At 33.3% G+C, this 18,083-nt stretch carries 14 protein-coding genes; 4 read left to right on the top strand and 10 right to left on the bottom strand.

Going from position 1 to position 18,083, the window contains the following annotated elements:
• Positions 1 to 2: 2 nt before the first annotated feature.
• From ERK18_RS07015 to ERK18_RS06985, 7 genes are all read right to left on the bottom strand, one after another.
• On the bottom strand, positions 3 to 959 hold the full coding sequence (locus ERK18_RS07015; RefSeq protein ID WP_187154858.1) for a branched-chain amino acid ABC transporter permease: 957 nt from the start codon (positions 957 to 959) through the stop codon (positions 3 to 5).
• An 8-nt stretch (positions 960 to 967) separates the two neighbouring features.
• Complete coding sequence (locus ERK18_RS07010; protein ID WP_046331507.1) at positions 968 to 1,846, bottom strand: branched-chain amino acid ABC transporter permease; 879 nt, start codon at positions 1,844 to 1,846, stop codon at positions 968 to 970.
• Between the two features lie 27 nt (positions 1,847 to 1,873).
• Entirely contained in the window at positions 1,874 to 3,079 is a 1,206-nt protein-coding gene (locus tag ERK18_RS07005; protein WP_390885861.1) for an ABC transporter substrate-binding protein, read from the bottom strand.
• 412 nt (positions 3,080 to 3,491) lie between these two features.
• On the bottom strand, positions 3,492 to 4,976 hold the full coding sequence (locus tag ERK18_RS07000; RefSeq protein WP_187154856.1) for a hypothetical protein: 1,485 nt from the start codon (positions 4,974 to 4,976) through the stop codon (positions 3,492 to 3,494).
• A gap of 525 nt (positions 4,977 to 5,501) precedes the next feature.
• The gene (locus tag ERK18_RS06995; protein ID WP_187154855.1) at positions 5,502 to 6,350 is read right to left on the bottom strand and encodes a helix-turn-helix domain-containing protein; all 849 of its coding nucleotides are present in this window, start codon (positions 6,348 to 6,350) and stop codon (positions 5,502 to 5,504) included.
• Between the two features lie 149 nt (positions 6,351 to 6,499).
• Positions 6,500 to 8,092 (bottom strand): ATP-binding cassette domain-containing protein, encoded by a 1,593-nt coding sequence (locus ERK18_RS06990; protein WP_187154854.1) that lies wholly within the window; start codon positions 8,090 to 8,092, stop codon positions 6,500 to 6,502.
• 1,193 nt (positions 8,093 to 9,285) lie between these two features.
• Entirely contained in the window at positions 9,286 to 10,140 is an 855-nt protein-coding gene (locus ERK18_RS06985) for a helix-turn-helix domain-containing protein (RefSeq protein WP_109585776.1), read from the bottom strand.
• Positions 10,141 to 10,266: 126 nt separating this feature from the next.
• Here ERK18_RS06985 and ERK18_RS06980 point away from each other — a divergent pair, with 126 nt between their 5' ends.
• The 3 genes from ERK18_RS06980 (at position 10,267) to ERK18_RS06970 (ending at position 12,497) form a co-directional block, all read left to right on the top strand.
• The gene (locus ERK18_RS06980; RefSeq protein WP_187154853.1) at positions 10,267 to 11,523 is read left to right on the top strand and encodes an MFS transporter; all 1,257 of its coding nucleotides are present in this window, start codon (positions 10,267 to 10,269) and stop codon (positions 11,521 to 11,523) included.
• 541 nt (positions 11,524 to 12,064) lie between these two features.
• Positions 12,065 to 12,238 (top strand): hypothetical protein, encoded by a 174-nt coding sequence (locus tag ERK18_RS06975; RefSeq protein WP_162542308.1) that lies wholly within the window; start codon positions 12,065 to 12,067, stop codon positions 12,236 to 12,238.
• The gene (locus ERK18_RS06970) at positions 12,222 to 12,497 is read left to right on the top strand and encodes a hypothetical protein (RefSeq protein ID WP_109585774.1); all 276 of its coding nucleotides are present in this window, start codon (positions 12,222 to 12,224) and stop codon (positions 12,495 to 12,497) included. Before ERK18_RS06975 ends, ERK18_RS06970 begins: the two co-directional genes overlap by 17 nt.
• A gap of 473 nt (positions 12,498 to 12,970) precedes the next feature.
• Here ERK18_RS06970 and ERK18_RS06965 read toward each other — a convergent pair whose 3' ends face one another.
• Complete coding sequence (locus ERK18_RS06965) at positions 12,971 to 13,819, bottom strand: helix-turn-helix domain-containing protein (RefSeq protein WP_187154852.1); 849 nt, start codon at positions 13,817 to 13,819, stop codon at positions 12,971 to 12,973.
• Positions 13,820 to 13,914: 95 nt separating this feature from the next.
• On the opposite strand from ERK18_RS06965, the gene ERK18_RS06960 reads away from it, so the two are divergent.
• Positions 13,915 to 14,085 (top strand): hypothetical protein, encoded by a 171-nt coding sequence (locus tag ERK18_RS06960; protein ID WP_187154851.1) that lies wholly within the window; start codon positions 13,915 to 13,917, stop codon positions 14,083 to 14,085.
• 324 nt (positions 14,086 to 14,409) lie between these two features.
• Here ERK18_RS06960 and ERK18_RS06955 read toward each other — a convergent pair whose 3' ends face one another.
• Together ERK18_RS06955 and ERK18_RS06950 are read right to left on the bottom strand one after the other, a co-directional pair.
• Entirely contained in the window at positions 14,410 to 16,224 is a 1,815-nt protein-coding gene (locus ERK18_RS06955; RefSeq protein WP_187154850.1) for an FtsX-like permease family protein, read from the bottom strand.
• A gap of 51 nt (positions 16,225 to 16,275) precedes the next feature.
• Positions 16,276 to 18,081 carry an FtsX-like permease family protein gene (locus ERK18_RS06950; RefSeq protein ID WP_187154849.1) on the bottom strand — a complete coding sequence of 602 codons (1,806 nt, stop codon included), beginning with the start codon at positions 18,079 to 18,081 and terminating at the stop codon, positions 16,276 to 16,278.
• Positions 18,082 to 18,083: the final 2 nt, after the last annotated feature.

Below are 18,083 nucleotides of genomic sequence, written 5' to 3'. Positions count from 1 at the left end.
TACTAGCCCCTTTCTTTTTTGCCGAAATGGCGCGCTAAATTTTTAAGAGAGAATTCCCAGTTACCTAAAAGTCCTGATGGCTTGAAAATCATGATTAATATCAGGACTATAGCATAGATGACCATCCTTAACGCACCGAAACTTTGTAAAACGGTATCTAAAACGCCTAAAACAATCGCTGCAACAAACGTGCCAGTCATACTGCCAACACCACCCAAAACAACAATAACCAATATAGAGATTGATTCCATAATGCCAAAGTTTGAAGGTGAGATTGTTTGTAAAAATGAAGCATGTAGACTGCCAGCAATGGCAGCAGTTGCTCCACCTAAAACGAAAGCAGCCAATTTCCATTTAGTAGTATTAATACCCATTGCTTCAGCAGCAATTTCGTCCTCACGAACGGCTTTAATTGCCCGACCATCTTTTGAACGAATAAAGTTTGTAAAAATGATTGTGGTCACACAAACTAAAATATAAACAGTCGGCCATGAGCATAATTGAGGAATATTATATAATCCTGCCGCTCCACCAGTAATTTTCAAGTTATTAATGACATTACGGATAATTTCAGCTGCTCCTAAAGTAGCAATGGCTAAATAGTCACCCTTTAAGCGAATGAAAGTGGCCGTACCGATAATCGCAGCAATTACAATTGCTATCAGCACACCTACGAGCATTGAGATTAAAAAGCCAGCTTCGCTACTCATGCGTTGAGTAATAATCGCGGTAGCATATGCTCCAATGGCCATGAAACCAGCATGACCTAGAGAAAATTGACCACTAAAACCGATAATCAGGTTTAACCCGGTAGCTAAGATAATATTTATTCCAATCGTGACCAGCATGTTTTCAATGAAATCATCTATCACGCCGACCATGATCAACGCGTTGATTAAGTAAAAGCCGCCTACCATTAATAACAGCCACGACAAAATGTATTTCCAATTCGATTTCATTTTGCCACCTACACCTTCTCTTTAGCATTTTTGCCAAAAATACCAGCTGGTAAGAAAAGCAAAATGACTATTAATACTAGATAAACAACTGAGTCTTTATATGCCGACAAACCGATAGACTGGAAAAATGTCTCCAGGATACCGATTAAGAAACCTCCAATTGAGGCTCCTGGAACAGAACCGATTCCACCCAATACGGCAGCCACAAAGGCCTTAATTCCTGGTGTCATCCCCATTAAAGGATCAATTTGGTTGTAGTACATCCCAATTAAAATACCGGCGGCACCTGCTAAAGCTGACCCTAAAGCAAAGGTAAATGAAATCGTATGATTAACATTAACGCCAACTAATTCAGCCGCAGCAGGATCTACTGATACTGCACGCATGGCCCGGCCCATTTTGGTCTTTTGAATAATTAACTGTAATGAAACCATCAATATTAAAGCAGTAGCCAAAATTAAAATCTGAACATTTGAAATTTGTACTCCACCAATATTGTAATTAACCTGCTCAATTACTTGTGGAAAACTACGAGCATTTGATCCTACAAAGTATGACATACCATTTTCCAGTAAAAACGAGACACCGATAGCTGTAATTAAGACAGCTATACGAGGCGACTTACGTAATGGCCGATAAGCAAAATACTCAATCACTACGCCTGAAACTGCACCAATAATCATTGCAGAAAGCAGTGCTGTAATAAAGTTAAAATGCCAAGCATTAATCACATAGTAGGCAAAGAATGCACCTAGCATATAAATGTCGCCGTGGGCAAAGTTAATTAAATTAATAATGCCATAAACCATGCTGTAGCCTAAAGCCAACAGGGCATAAATCGAACCCAGTGACAAGGCGTTAATGATTTGCTGTAAAACTGTTTGCAAATTTAAGCACTCCTTTCATTTTCATATTTACTCAACACGGAATGAGTCGCTTACTTTACCGTTAGTCAATTTTTCAATCGCAATTGGCATTTCCGGATTGTGGAATTTATCCATGGTAATTCTGCCAGTCACACCGTCAAAGTCTTTAATCTTAGCTAGACCTTCAGTAATTTTAACTGAATCATCTGATTTTTGTTCTTCAATAGCAGTTTTTACTAAATAAACTGCATCATAAGCTAATGCTGAAAATGTCGGTGCATCTGTATGGTAGCGAGCTTTATATGCTTTGATAAACTTAGCAGCTTTTGAATCTGGGTTCTTAGCAGCTACATTAGTTGAAAACGGTGTAGTGTAGTAAATATCAGTCGCGTTTTTAGCACCCGATATTTGAACTAGTTTAGGATCACACATACCGTCACCACCAACGATTGGAGCTTTAATGCCCATTTGCCGTGCTTGTTTGATGATCAAGCCTAATTCTGTGTAGTAGCCCGGTACATAAATAGCATCGATTTTCTTAGATTTAAATGAAGTTAAAACAGCATTGAAATCTTTATCACCTGCAGAATACGTTTGACTATCAACTATCTTGCCTTTATAAGTATCTTTAAAGGCTTTTGCTAAACCAGTACCATAATCACTGGAGTTATCAGCATAGACAGCTACTCGTTTGGCTTTTAGCTTATTATCGACAAACTTAGCTGCGCTCTTTCCCTGGAATGTATCTTGGAAGCAAGCTCTAAAGACGTAAGGCTGCACTTTGCCGTTCTTCTGTCTGGTGTAGTTTGGATCAGTTGCAGATGGACTAATACCAGGAACAGAAGCCTTAGTAACATTAGGAATTTCTGCTGTACCACAGTTGGTGGTAGCTGGTCCTACAACTGCAGCCACTTTATCCTTGGTTGCCAATTGTGCAGCGACTGAAGCCGAAGTAGCAATTGAGGACTTGTTATCACGGATAAGCAACTTAAGCTTCTTCTTATGCCCATTGACGTTAATTCCACCAGCTTTATTAATTTCAGAAGCTGCTAATACTATACCTTGCTTTTCAGCACTGCCGTAGCCGGCAGCAGTACCAGACAACTCTATATTAATCCCGACTTTGACTGTATCTTTATCTTGGTGTGTACCCTTGCCGCCCCCACTTTTTGCAACTGAACAGCCGGCTAGCGCTAAGCCGGCCATTCCCAACGTAAAAATACGCAACAAATTTTTTGAAAATTTACTCATCATTTTCTCCTTTTCAAATAGCCTGGTAACTAAAAACCTCATTCATTTAATGAATGAGGCTTAGATCAGTTATTAGATAAGCCCCATTCATTAAGACGCAAACAAGGGCTTTTCATGTAAAATCACTAAAAGTAATTTAATCATGCTAAGTCCTAGACGACAACAACAAGGCAATTAAACTCTGGGCGATAATATTTTTAATGTTGGTTCGTTTATTTAAATATTTAGCTTTCATTAAAATCGCCTCCCAAAATTTAATTTAATACTTAGAATTATAGAAAAAGAACATTAGCATGTCAAGAAATTTTTGTAATTATTTTTATCAAAGTTCTCAGTATTTTTTATTAATTCTATTGTTTTCATAGGAAAAACAAACGCACGCTGTTAAAGCGTGCGTTTTACTTACCAGACTTTTTTAAAATACTGCTTTTTTCCTCCAAAATACAACCATGATACATAAAGCAAAATAGCATAAAATCATGAGCATTATTGGTAACCATATTTCATAATATGCTGTCGGCAGAACCTGATTAAAGATTTTTAGACCAAACAAAGCATCAAAGACACCAAAAACCGCTGGAATTAAGAACAACAGTCCCGTTCCATAAGTGCTGCTTTCCTGCGATACTTTTTGAGTCTTTAATTTCTGATCAGCATCCGGGTTTTTCTTAGCAAATTTTATTACTTCTATTATCAAAATAGCAATCAAAGTTACACCAAATACAAATGCCAGTGAGAAGCCTAAAATCTTCATTTCTCTGGTCATCCCCAGTGCCAGCTGATAAAGAGCGGCCTTGGAACTGCTGTAGAGTGGACTATAGGTAAGACTACTTTGAGCCTGTTTATGTTCAATTTTTAATAAAAATGGCCAGTCTCTATCAAAACTGTTTAGCTGCGCCAAAGTCAGATATTTAGTATTGCCTTTAATCTTATTTAATTCTGCAGTTGAACAAAGTGCAATCGTTTTATTTTTAAAACCATTGGGAACGAGTTCGCGGAAACTGTTACCTGCCAGAGAATTTTTATTCAATTGGTCTAATTTAATTGATTTGACTTGAAAATTGCGTCTACCGGTATTTCTGACGTACTTAATTGGATTATCTGCCAGCTCATTACGAACAAAATAAAAGTGCCCTTTTGTTTCTTTATAATGGTATGTTGTCTGCTTTTTAATTTTTAGTTGAGCAACATCGTTTTTAATATTGGCGGTATTGCTGACAATTACGCCATCATAATAAGTTCCCCTCTTAATATCTTGAGAAAAGGCATTAAAGTCATGACTTAAAGCCAGAGCGCCCATAGTCAAGGCAAAGAGTATGGAAATGATAGTAAAAACACTGGCATAATGATGAAGTCTCAGCTGCGTTTTTCCTTTAGCTAACTTAATTTTGCTAAACCAAGTTGTAGGTACCAAGCTTAATAACGAGTGGCAAAGTAAATAAGTACCTGACACAATTGTAACAAAGGCTGCCAATAAAGTATTAAACAGATTTTGACTAGGCAAATTTAGTATAAAATAGCCGGTTACTATTAGTATCAACCCTAAAACCATTTCAATTATTCTTAGTCCTAAATGTTTTTGAAAAATTGCAGGTGCATCTTCTTTTGCAGCTACACTTTTTAAAATTGTTCTGGTTAGGTTATAAGTTACTATTATACCACCAACAATTATTAGAACCGCCAGTAACATAACCACTTGCATGCCCCAATTGATCCGCAGAAAACTGTTAATGACGTTAAAATTCGGCACATTTGGTTTTATTAAACCGCTAAATAACTTAATAATTAAGGAAGCTAAATCCAACCCTAAAATAATACCAGCAATTATCATCAAACCGCCAATAATAAGTGTCGCACAAAGTTCTATCAGTCCAACGCGCATATTTTTTAATCTTTGCATCAAGATCACCAAACTTTCTGTTCAGCTCCTTCAAGCAGACCACCTTTTAACTTAATTATAGTTAGCGCTGTCATTTTTTAAATGACCTGAACAGTTTCTTGAACATATTTTAATATTTGCTTTTTAAACCATTATTCTTTTTTAAATATTGTTTTTTGTTAGTGTCAATTTCCTCCAGCTTGATCGCCATTTTTAAAACATTTTTCCTATCATATTTCTTTATAGAAAATTTACTTATCTTTATAATTTTTTTCCGGTCTAAACTTTATAAATAATCCATCTACAAATGCTTCATAAATATGATCATCTACTTTACACATAATTTTTAAATCTTCGCTTAACTTACAAAACATTTTTCCCATGTTTCTAATTAATCTAAATTGAGCCCAATAAGAATTAATTTATGTAATAAATTTTCAATTTTCTTACTCCTTTCTATTTACTTCTAGTTTATTACGATTTTATATAAGCATATAAAAAATGTCATATTTAACTCTTAATGGTTTAATATGACATTTAAAAATTTTATTTATTAGCAATCATTAGTTCTTCAAGTTCTTTACCATAACTGGGCATGCCAGCAATTTTTACACATTTAGTTATTGTTTGTACTTCATCAAGATACTTGGGATTTTGATCATAATGATATTTGATTATATTCTCATAAGCTGGAGCAATAGTTTTATAGAAAAATATATCTGGTTTTGTTTTGATTTGTTGTTCACTACTAACATAAAATGCTGTTTCTTCGAATTTTTTGTTACGAATACACAAAATCATCATATTAATAATTATAGATAAAACTAACTTCTGAATATCTATGCTACTTGAACCAATAAACTGACGTATTACTCTTTTTGAAATCAATAAATTACTATCTAAATCATAAAAACTCATAAGGTTGCAGTACAATCTTAAACTATCAGAATTAAAATGAGAAACGTCAAACGTTCTTTCTTTCAATCTATCTATAACGCCACTATCAATACTGGAAAGATTTTTGTTAATTATTGCAATAAAGATATCAATTATATCTAATTTATCTTTTTTATTTGGAAAATCACTTTCTGCAACAAAATTTCGTATTTGCTGCAGATCATGCAAAGAATTTTGATAATATGCTTCATTAACCATCCTATCAATTTCTAGATTTTCATCATGTACAGTCTTCGCCTGGTGGTTTAACTTATCGAAGAAATCAGTTAATGAAATTTTGTTAACGTTTAATAGCTCAATTAAATTATCTGTTGAAATGCTGCTTAAATTTTTTTCAACTTTTGCATAAAATGACGGGCTTACCACATCATTAGCCCATTGCCTTTGTGTTTTCTTTTGCTGAATGCGATAGTCTTTTAGTAATTCACCAATTGTCATTTAAATTTCCTCAACTATTTGATTAACTATCAAATATTAAATTTTTTAATTTTATTATAATCTATTATAATCAAAAAATATAAAAGTATCATTAAATTAAAAATGAAAATTATATAATGCTGAGGTAAATTGGGTTATTATCTATCTGACTACGACAGGCTCTTATCGTTAAATTGGTATTGATTAAAATCAACAACTACATCATACTTTTGCAGTTCTTCTGGATCGTAATGATGAATAACTTCAACAAAAGTAAAGTTTGAATCAAAAATATATTGGTGAATTGCCTTTGATGAAGTTTTATCAAGTGAAGCATTAATTTCATCCAGTAATAAAATTGGTCGATTGGCTAAAATAGCCCGTGCTACCTCAATTCTGGACAATTGGCCACCAGATAGTTGATCTGCATTGTCACCTAATTGATAATCAAATCCCTTTTCTTTAATTAATTGTCCTAACTGTAGTCCTTGACATACCTCAAGAACTTTTTCTTTAGCTATATTGGCTCCTAGAGTTAGATTAAACCAAAGCGTATCAGAAAAAATAACTGCACTCTGGCTGGAATAGGCAAACAACTTAGTAAACGATCCTGCCGCTACTTCGTTATGATCAAGTATAATTTTTTTAGATTTACCATACTTACCATACATTAGAAACTGTAACATCGTAGATTTCCCTGATCCTGAGGGTCCGATGACCGCAACTTTTTGGCCAGACTTAATATCAAGATTAATATGTTGTGCTAATACCTTATCCTGACGCATTAAATCTAGGTCTTGCACTTGTAGTTCATTAAATGTAGGATCATTGGTTTGTTCACGCTCCACATTATCTGCTTTTTGTATATATTGCTTTATCTTTCGAACAATTGGCTTTGTAGTAGACAAATTATTTCGTTCTTGCAAAATTTGTAAAATTGGATTTACAAATGAATTAGATAATTGCGTTATTGCAAAAAGAGCACCTAAAGTAGTTTGACCTTTAATTACTAATGCAATACCAATTGCAAACGGCAATAAATAAGTACCCATAATTGCAATTGCATTAAGAAAAGCGCTGGTATTAATATTAAGCACATTCATCTTGGCTAATTTTTCTTCTAATTGGTTAACTTTATACTGATTTTGTTTAACTGCATTATCCTGCTTATCATATAAATTAAAGGTAGCAGTACCAGATAACAAATTTTTAGTTTGATTAACATATTTATCATTAGCATTTGTCCAAGCTTCTGCAGCATTTTGAATAGGCTTTTGGAAAAAGGTGGAAACAATTGTTGGTATAACCGAACCAATAAAAAATATTATTGTAAGCTGCCAATTTAGATACAAAGCGAATACCATAGCAAATACGACGGTGTATGAATAAATCAGAATTCCTATTTCAGCATCATAGCGATTTGTTTCCAAAAGTTTAAAATCATTAGTTAAAAAACCTAAATTAGAAGCATCTTCTTGCTCATCCGAGAGCATACCCCTCATCACTTTAAGCCTTAACTTAGTATTGACCTGCTTAGCAGCGTCTGCTTTAAGATAATCAAAAATTAAAGTGGCGACTAAAATTAAGATCAATAACAAAATATTTTTACCAAAAAAGACTGGAATAGCTGCAAAATTTTTAGCTGTTGCCAAATTAATTAACGAACCAACAATGTATGCTGTAACAATATTCTGCATACTGGAAATTAATCCGAAAATATTTAAACAAAAAAACTTAAAGTGCGAGTAGTATTTGTAAACCATGATTTTCTCCTTAATTTGCTTTAATCTCACTTTGCATGTAATGGAAAAATACCTAAATACTTCCCAATAAGTTTCTTTTCCATTACTACATGTAGAGTATTTACCTTCATGTCTCGACCACGCTGTATGTTGATATAAATAATATAATTGCCTTTTTATTTTTATTAATAAAACTGTCATATTTGACATAAATAAGCTGGATATGACAAATCCAAAAACTAACAGAATTTATTTCCTATCCACTTTCACCTGTACCAAAGCAACTTAACATAATGCCATTATTATTATCAGCATCGTGTCTACATATGAATTAAGCAAGCAAAAAGGCAAGAAATTTTCATGAAATTTCTTGCCTTTTATTAAAAGTTAAAACTTTAAAACTATTTATTCGGCTCCGATAATTTCGGCCCAACTAGATACTTGATATCTGAGGCTTTAAAGAAACATCTAGGATTATCTGCCTGCTGATAATATAGCTCCTCTTTTTTGCTATCTGGATTAATTATTTTAACAGCCGTACTTACTGATATGCTTGTTCCTTTTCGAAGGAGTGTACCCGTAAATGCTTTGCCATCTTTATCATAATATTTTACTACAATATTAGCATGTCTATAACAAGGTACGGGCTTGATTACATGATTAATAGAAGGATAGCCTATAGCAACTAATAGATAATCAATCTAATAAAAAAGCGACAGCCACTATCTGACTATTACTCCTTCTTATCTTGATTTTATATTCTCTTTGGCACGTAACAAATAAAACATTGCCGTGCATGGCAATGTTTTTAATACTATTGGTTATCACACAATTATTTACTTTCGTGTGATTTTTTACAGGAAATTAGTTCTTTTCTAAATAAAGTTATATTTGAAAAAACCATAGTGGGCTAGTTCTAAATAATTTCGTTATATCGATATGTCGATTTCTCCTTTCTAACGTTTTTTAATTGTATTACTTTATAAAGTGATGATTTTAAATTCTATCAGCACTCCATTTGTAATTACCTGATGTTTGATTTTTCGTCGTTTTTTTTTCATCCTTGTTACTCAGCTGTGAATGATAACGACCCAACCAAAAGTTGATGTACTTCATCTCCTCTGTTTTAAACTTTGTAGCTTAAGTATATTTTCAATTTAACAGAAGATAATAAAAAAGTCGTATTTGAATTTTAAATATCAAATACGACTTTTTTAATTTTTCCCATATTTATCAAGAATATCTTTCATATCTTTACTATACTCCGGCATGCCTAACGAACTAATGTGATCAATTGCCATTCGAGCTTTATTTAAATACTCATCTTTTCTTCCATAGTGATAATTCACTATATTTTTAAGTATAAAAATGCAGTTTTTATAAAAAAACAAGTTCGGTTTAGTACTAATTTGATCAGCTGCCTGAATAAAGAATTTTGTTTCTTCATATCTACTTTTTTCAATACACATAATTAACATGTTTATCGCTATTCCTAATATTGTTTCTTGAACATTCGAACTTCCAGAATGGCGAAACTGTGTGATCACTCGCCGACTTATTAACAAGTTGCTATCGAGATCATAAAATGGCATCAAGTTACAATACAAATCTAATTTATTTTCGTCAAAATTAGAAATATTAAAAATCTTTTCTTTCAACTTAATTCGTTCTTTTTCATCAAGATCTTCTACGTGATTACCAACTAAAGCTATTAGTGCATCTATAAATAGCAACTGATCTTCTTTATCAACTATTTCGCTATTTGCAATGACATTTTTAATATCCTTAAGCTGATCCTTATCATTATGATAAAACGCTTCATTAATTGCCTCGCCAATGTCTCTGTTTTCGTCATATTTTACTTTATCTTCTTGACTAAGCTTGCCAAAAAATTCCCACAATTTAATGTTATTAGCACGCAGTAATGCAATCAAATCCTCAGCTGTAATTCTGTGCTGATCTTTTTCAACTTTTGAATAATATGATGTACTAATCGTATTACCAGCCCATTCTTTTTGAGTTTTCAAACTCTCAATTCGATATTGCTTTAGCAATTGTCCTATTGTCATTAGTGATCCTCCTTAATTTCATTCAAATTTGGCGTTTAACATTCAAATACGACATTTTTGATATTCCTTATTATAACCACGTTATAACTTAATATATAAAATATTTAATTTAGGAGTTATAAAATTATGGACATTTTTATAAAGAACAAGGATTATAGAAAATTTACAATCGCCAGTTTTTTATCTGGTGCAGGCAATATTTTGTTTTACTTAGCACTTATTACTTATGCAAGTAAATTAAGAAATTACGCCTTGGCTATTTCATTGATTTCAATTTCAGAATCAGTACCTCAAATTTTTCAAGTTTTTAGTGGATATTTAGCTGATCGTACAAAAAACAAATTCAAGCTAATGGTTTGGTTAGCCACTATACGGTTTGGACTCTATCTAATCGTCGGATTACTTTTCGCTAGTGGATTTGCTGGCTGGAACCTTGTTTTAACTGTTATTGGCATTAACTTAGTATCGGATATTGCTGGCTCATACTCTGGTGGCCTTCAAACGCCTCTAATTGTTAACATTGTCGGAAATGATGAAGTTGCTGAAGCCGAAGGATTTGTTAGTGGAATCAACGGTATTATCAATATGATTGCACAATTCATTGGTTCTGGTTTATTACTTTTCATGTCTTATTCCAGCCTAGCAATCTTCAATGCCTTAACATTTCTAGCGGCAGGTGCCCTTTTTGCCAGCGTCGGTCGTAATTATTACAAAACTCGTCCCCAAGAAGAAACTACTTCAGTTAATGAAGAAGGGTTCTTTAAAACAATTGCTTTATCATTCAAACAAGTAAAAAAAGCAAGGGGATTGTTATCAGTCGTTCTAGTAATTGCTTTATTAAATGGAGTTTTAGGAACAATTGAACCTTTAATTTCAATCGTAATCGCCGGCAATAAGTCTTCTATGGTCATTGGAACATACAGTTTTACGATTGCCCTAATAGGAGCTGTAATGACTGCTGGTATGGCACTTGGTAGCATTGTAGGCACAAAATTATTCAAGAACATGTCATTATTCACTATCGCAATTATTTCAACAGCTTTAAGTATCGCAGTTATTGGTACAATGCTTATTAAAAATATTTTCATTTGTCTGCCTGTCATGGCAAGCCTTGCAATATTTATTGGTACGGCTAGCCCTAAATTAACACAGTGGCTTGTTGAAGCAGTCGATCAAAACATTTTGTCATCAACTATGGGAATGCTTAACACGATTTTAATAGTGACTGCGCCAGTTATGACAACTATTTTTACTACAATTACTGCTTCGTTCGGCATTACTATCGCATTAACACTATTATGTATAACTTGTTTAATTATTTTAGTAGCAATAGTTGGGGTAGCCTATTCTACTAATAAAAATGCAGCTATTAATGAGGCATAACTAGAAACAAATTTATTACATTTACCTGTCCTTAATTTATGCCAAAGTAAAATAATTCCATATATATCAAAGCAACTTAATATAATGCAATAAAAGAGCCAGTTAAAAAAATGAACACTGGTGGCCAAAAACCTTTAAATAATTGGGCATAAGATCTCCAGACATGTTAAAATCGCCTCTAACTGGTTTATAATTATTCGCTAACAATAGAGAGCTTAACGTTTAAAAGTAATGTATTCAAAATTATTTTGACAATAATTGCACCTACTATAATGATGATTTCTACTGTATTTTTAAAATAGCAATCAATATTTCAAATGACTTGTAAGAGTCATTTTTATTTTGTCTTTTAGTTATTAATCTTTGAAAAATTTGATAATTTTATATTATCAAGCACAAATTAACTGGATATTTAACGAACTATATGTTTATATATACATGATTATTTTTTAATATTATTTATTGACAAATTTTAATACCGAACTATGGTTTTAATATCAATGTCGACATTGACCAAAAATATTATGAAAGGCGTACTATTATGAAAAGTACCATTAAAAAATTGGGAATTTCTCATGCAGCAGCAAGTTTTACAGGAACGACTATGGCAACAACTGTAGTAAATACATTTGCTGCTACGGATAACTCCGTAAGTACTTCCAATGAAAATCAAAATGACAGTTTATATGCGGCATTGTATGGGTTCATTAACTAAAGATCAACAAGATGAGTTTGATCAAATTGTTAATGGTACTGGACTTAATGAGGAGCAACAGAATACTCTCTTACAAGACAAAATTACTGAACAAAACAATAATCTGACGCGTAGTTTAAAGTTAGAAACAATTAAAAAAATTGCCAAATATGTTGCTAAAATTACTGGTAACAGTTTAAAAGCTAAATCACTAAAAGCTTTTATAAACTTTCTAACTAATTATGAAGGTAAAGCTGAAGACGGTTACGGTATGCACTAATTCATTATCTTCACTTTAACAGCACAGTCGCTTACTGGACTGCACGAACAATCGTATTTATTTATCTTTAAAATAATTTAAAAGGTGTGACTATAACATGAATACTACTTTAGTAATAATAATTATTTTAGCTTTAGAGCTTCTGCCAATTGATACTTGGCTTATTAAGTATAATATAGTGATTGCTAAACCTATATTTTTTAGTTTAGCGTTGATTGCCGTGTTTGTTCTCTCTAGTAGGCTTTTCAAAAGCTTTTCATTGGTATGATTATCTATTAGCGGTTATTGCATGTATTTATGAGTGGATAATATTCTTCAGAAATGCCAAAAAATCAGCAAAAACAAACTAATTAGCTATGCTAAAGATGATAGATTTAAATTTTATCTTGTTTAGATAATTTAGACATAAAAATACTCCCAAATTTGTCCTAAATTTGGGGGTTACTTCAAAATCAAACATGACTTTTTTAAGTTTATTTATTTGCAACTAAAAGCTCTTCTAACTCCTTACCATAATCTGGCATTCCAGCTAATTTGATACTTTTAATTATTATTTCTGTTTCATCCAGATATTTTTTATCATGATTATCTTGATATTTAACTATATTATAAAATGCCGGTATCAGCAGCTTATAAAAGAAAACCTCCGGTTTTGTTTTTATTTGATCCGCATAATTAATAAATACCTCAGTTTCTTCAAATCGCTTATTTCTAATGCAAAAAATCAGCATATTGATAATGATAGCCAAAATTTTGTCTTGTATTCTGACACTGCTTGATCCAACAAGCTGTTTTATTATCCTTTTAGATAGCAATAAGTTGCTATTCAAATCATAAAAGCTCATGAAATTACAATATATAATTAATCCATCTTCATCAAAATTAGAAATATTAAAAACTTTTTCTTTCATTCTGTCTATAACTTCTTTATCTAGCATTGTAAGGTCTTTACTAATTACCGCAATATAGGCATCAATAAGGAGTAATTCATCATTTTTATTAGGCAAGTCACTTTCAGCGATTAAGTCTCGTATCTGTTGCAACTCTTCTTTCGAATTTTGGTAGTAAGCTTCATTAATTAGTCGATTTATTTCTAATTCTTGTTGATGAAAAGATTTATCTATTTGATTTAATTTACTGAAAAAGTTAATCACTGGAATTTGATTAGAATGAGGTAATTCAATTAAATCTTCTGCTGATATCCGACTTAAATTTTTCTCTACTTTCGCATAAAATGAAGGGCTTATCACATCTTTTGCCCATTGTTTCTGCGTCTTTTTTTGACTTATCCGATAATCTTTTAGCAACTCCCCAATTGTCATTTTTATTCCTCCTAGTTTTATGCTGTCAAATATGACATTCCCTCTTTTTCATTATAGCCAAAATATATCGTTAAGTTATGAAGAGAATTAAAAATGTGACCATCTTTTTAAAGAATAAAAACTACAGAAAATTTCCCACCATAGCTGGCACAATCAATGTTAATTATGCCCTGTACGGTATCTTGGGATTTAGTGCAATCGTCTTCACTGTTACTTTAACTGTAATGATAAAAGTCAACAAAACAAAACAAGCTAAAATTGCATAAAAATTTATTGATGTTTTTACCTAAAAAAATCCAGATTAATCCAACATTAAATAATGGAACCTATACCAATTTTTCGCATACTAGGGATAAAAGCTTCCCCCAATTAAGATTTTGTGAAATTAAAGTCTTTTTTACCGGGTAATTTTGCACAATTTGAACAATTAAAAAAATCGTATCCAAAAGGACACGACTAGACGAAAAAAATAAGCATTAGTCTAAGCGACTTCTGCTTATTTTTTCATGAGATGTTGCGTGAATTCCCACCAATTAAAGAGTTACTATTTTGATTTTGAAAATTTATTTCAAAATCCGGTCTTTTTATAATTATTTATTTGTGAGTACAATTTTTTCATATAATGTAACTGTTAACAAGTAATAACCCAGATAAAGCACAATAAAAATTGTAAATGGAATCCAGATATTATGGTATGGAGATATCAGCAATGTTTTAAACAGTTGTAAGCCACAAAGGACATCTACTATGCCTAAAATAGCAGGCATGGTGAACAAAGTACCAATTTCTTTTCTGATTGAACTGCGCAATAATTGTGGCCTGGCTCCAATTTCATGTAGCATCTGGTAGCGTACCTTGTCACTGGCGGCACCACTTAAAACTTTAAACATTAACGTTGAAGCGAGCATAGTCAGAAATGCTATTCCTAAGAAAAAGCCCATAAATTCAAACGCACTGGTAAAACCAATCATATTGCTATAGTTATATGATTTTGAAGAAAGGTAAATATCCTGGTAATTGCGATTTTCCTTCAGTTGCTCTTTTTGAATTTGTTTAATCACTGGAAAATCATGGACAAAGTCTTTGACATTAATATAACTGACGAATTTTTTCTGACCATTAAGTGTATTCCATCTTTGCTGTGAAACTAGCTTAATTTTTTTAGGAATGCCGTTAGGCACCATTTGGCTAAAAATGCTGTTGGCAGCTGTTTCCGGTTTATCCAGTTCGGCAGTAACCAGTGTTTTCACTTTATATGTAGGTAAATTGTCTTGATTGTTATGAAAATAGATTTCTATTTCTTTCAGCGGCTGTTTTTTAAATTCCGCGCGGTTAAAGTAGAGGTGCATCCCCTTTTCTTTGTAGTGATAAGTCTGCTTATTGGTAATGGTTAACTTAGCTTCTGCTTTTTTAACTGCTGGCGTCTGACTAACAATTGTAGCATCATAATAAAAGCTTTTTTGCGTCTCATCCTTCATGGAGCCAAAATTAAGTCCCACGGTAATTGCACCTAAAGCCAAGGCAAACAGAATTGAAATCATAGTTAATATCTTGGTGTAGCTTTGCAAACGAAATTTCAACTGACCAAGAGTAAATTCATTAATACCACGATATGAAAAAGATTTTTTATTAAGTAAATAATTAATTATAGCTGTAAAGACGCCATTAAAGACGAAGAAAGAGCCAGCAATAATTGTTACTAAGGCGGTGGGAATAAGAAAGTAAATATATCTGGTGGACAGAGTCATTACATAGTAACCGACTGCTAGCAAAAGCACACCGCAAATTGCTTCAATTCCCCGCAAAAGTGGATGATGATTAAGATTAATTGGAGTTTGATCTTCGTGTAAAAGATCAATTACTGGAGTATGTGTAAGTTTGTGCACATTGCTCAGTGCACCCAAGAGAAAAATAATAACAAAGAAAAGCAAAGTCCCTATTATTGCGCTGGGTAATATTGCCTTAAAGTGAGTAATTTCCAGCCCTAGTTTACCTATCAGCACCTTGGTAACTATTGTGGTCAACCCTAGCCCCAGTAGTATTCCCAGCAGAACTGCTAAAAAGCCGGTTAGCAGAGTTTCAGAAAAAATTAGTAAACCAATCCGCGTGCTTTTGGCTCCAAGCATCATATACATGCCATAGTCATGCTTACGCATACTTAACAAAAACGAATTGGCATAAACAAGATAAACCGATGTAATGATTACTAACAAAATAATGCCAAAGGTAAAAATATAAGTCAGGTATGCCGTTCTACCGTAGACATCTTTACTAATAAATACAGGGTTAGTAGCAATTGACAAGAACATGTAGAAAATCATGCTGGCAACAATTAAACCAGAAAATAATACCAGATAATCTTTTAGTCTATTCTTAATCCCCGTCACAGACAGTTTCCAAATCATTACTGCTCCTTTCTTTAATTAAAAACAAGAATCTATTTACTGCTCCCAATTTTACTCACGTTCCAGGACGATTTTTTCATATAGTTTTACGGTTAATAAGTAATAAATCAGGTATAGCACGATAAAAATTGTAAAAGGAATCCATAAGTTCTGGTATGGGTGTGGCAAGAGCAACTTAAACAGCCTCAACCCAAAGAGCACATCAATTACGCCTAATACGCCGGGCAGAAGAAACAGCACGCCAATTTCATTTTTAATAGATTGACGCAAAACTTTTGCCCTTGTGCCAATTTCAAATAACATTTGGTAACGCACCTTGTCACTAGCTGCGCCACTTAAGACCTTGAACATTAAGGTTGAAGCCAGCATGGTCAGGAAAGCGAAGCCTAAAAAGAAGCCCATAAATTCAAAACCGCTGCTGAAATTCTTAATTAACTGGTAACTGCCAGCCTTGCTGGAAGTATAAATATACGAATAAGCAGAATTTTCCTTCAGTTGTTGTTTCTGCAATTTTAAGATGGTGGGGAAATCCTGATCAAAGTTTTTCACTTTTACAAAGCTGACAAACTTGTCTTGTCCTTTTTTCTCGGTCCATTTTTTTGGTGAAACCAGGCGAATGATTTTAGCAATACCATCAGGAACCATAGCACCAAAGGCATTATTAGCGTATGTTGCTGGGACGTCTAATTTCTCAGTGGGCAAATTGACCTTCTTGTATGCCGGTTTACCATTTTTCATGTAAAACTTGACGTTTTTGACCGGGTTATTGTTAAATTCACTGCGGTTAAAATACAAATATTTACCCTGCTCTTTATAATGATAGGTTTGCTCACGAGTAATCGTCAGTTTGCTTTTAGCCTTTTCAACTTTGGGAGAGTCACTGATAATAGTAGTGTCATAATAAAAATTGTCTTCAAGTTGCTCACTGAGCGTGCTGAAGTTAAGCCCTACAGTAATAGCTCCAAGTGCCAAGGCAAAAAGCAGTGAAGCAACTGTCAAAATTCGCGTATAATCATGCAATCGAAATTTCAACTGACCTAAAGTAAATACCCGAATGCCATGATAAGAAAAGCTTCTGCGGTTAAGCAAAAATCCGATTAAGGCGCTGAAAAAAGCGTTAAATGTGAAATAGGAACCAGCGACTATTGTCACCAGCGCCGCTGGAATAATAAATAAAATAGCACCGCCTGGAAGACCCAAAATAAAGTAGCCTGCAGCTAAAAGTAACAGACCCAGTATTCCTTGAATCCAGTGCAAGACCGGCCGGTGTTTGTAAGCAACTGGCTTTTGGTCATCGCGTAATAGTTCAATTACTGGCGTCTTGGTTAATTTACGGACATTTTTCAAAGCTCCGAATAAGAACATGATAATGAAGAAGATAATCGTCCAAATGATAGCGTTTGGTAAAACAACAGCAAAATGTTTCACCGTCAACCCTAAGCGAGATATCAACAGCTGTGACACTATTGCAGTCAGACCAAACCCGAGCACAATACCCACTAGTGTAGCTAAAATGCCAGTTATTAGAGTTTCCAAAAAAATTAATAACCCAATTTTGGTACTCTTAGCTCCCAGCATCATGTACATGCCGTAATCGTGTTTGCGCATGCTCAACAAAAAAGAATTGGCATAAACAAGGTAAACCATGGTAATGATTATCAGCAAGATAATACCAAAGGCAAAGGTGAACCGAACATAGTTACTTGGTGCTGAAATATCATTTTTGATAAAAGTGGGGTTAATTGTGATCGTAAGGAACATGTAAAAGATCATGCTGGCAACAACCAAGCCGGAAAATAAAACCGCATAATCTTTAAAACGACTTTTGATTCCCGTTAAGGACAACTTCCAAACCATTT

The sequence above is a fragment of the Lactobacillus kimbladii genome (genome assembly GCF_014323605.1).
GTDB lineage: Bacteria > Bacillota > Bacilli > Lactobacillales > Lactobacillaceae > Lactobacillus > Lactobacillus kimbladii_B.
This window is presented reverse-complemented; position numbering and strand designations above follow the sequence as displayed.

Bases quoted from the DNA above. Each gene is read 5' to 3' on its own strand.
- ERK18_RS06995 (WP_187154855.1), bottom strand. From the start codon at position 6,350: ATGACAATTGGTGAATTACTAAAAGACTATCGCATTCAGCAAAAGAAA.
- ERK18_RS07015 (WP_187154858.1), bottom strand. From the start codon at position 959: ATGAAATCGAATTGGAAATACATTTTGTCGTGGCTGTTATTAATGGTA.
- ERK18_RS06970 (WP_109585774.1), top strand. From the start codon at position 12,222: ATGGGTTCATTAACTAAAGATCAACAAGATGAGTTTGATCAAATTGTT.
- ERK18_RS06955 (WP_187154850.1), bottom strand. From the start codon at position 16,224: ATGATTTGGAAACTGTCTGTGACGGGGATTAAGAATAGACTAAAAGAT.
- ERK18_RS07005 (WP_390885861.1), bottom strand. From the start codon at position 3,079: ATGATGAGTAAATTTTCAAAAAATTTGTTGCGTATTTTTACGTTGGGA.
- ERK18_RS06950 (WP_187154849.1), bottom strand. From the start codon at position 18,081: ATGGTTTGGAAGTTGTCCTTAACGGGAATCAAAAGTCGTTTTAAAGAT.
- ERK18_RS06980 (WP_187154853.1), top strand. From the start codon at position 10,267: ATGGACATTTTTATAAAGAACAAGGATTATAGAAAATTTACAATCGCC.
- ERK18_RS06985 (WP_109585776.1), bottom strand. From the start codon at position 10,140: ATGACAATAGGACAATTGCTAAAGCAATATCGAATTGAGAGTTTGAAA.
- ERK18_RS06965 (WP_187154852.1), bottom strand. From the start codon at position 13,819: ATGACAATTGGGGAGTTGCTAAAAGATTATCGGATAAGTCAAAAAAAG.
- ERK18_RS06990 (WP_187154854.1), bottom strand. From the start codon at position 8,092: ATGGTTTACAAATACTACTCGCACTTTAAGTTTTTTTGTTTAAATATT.
- ERK18_RS06975 (WP_162542308.1), top strand. From the start codon at position 12,065: ATGAAAAGTACCATTAAAAAATTGGGAATTTCTCATGCAGCAGCAAGT.
- ERK18_RS07000 (WP_187154856.1), bottom strand. From the start codon at position 4,976: ATGCAAAGATTAAAAAATATGCGCGTTGGACTGATAGAACTTTGTGCG.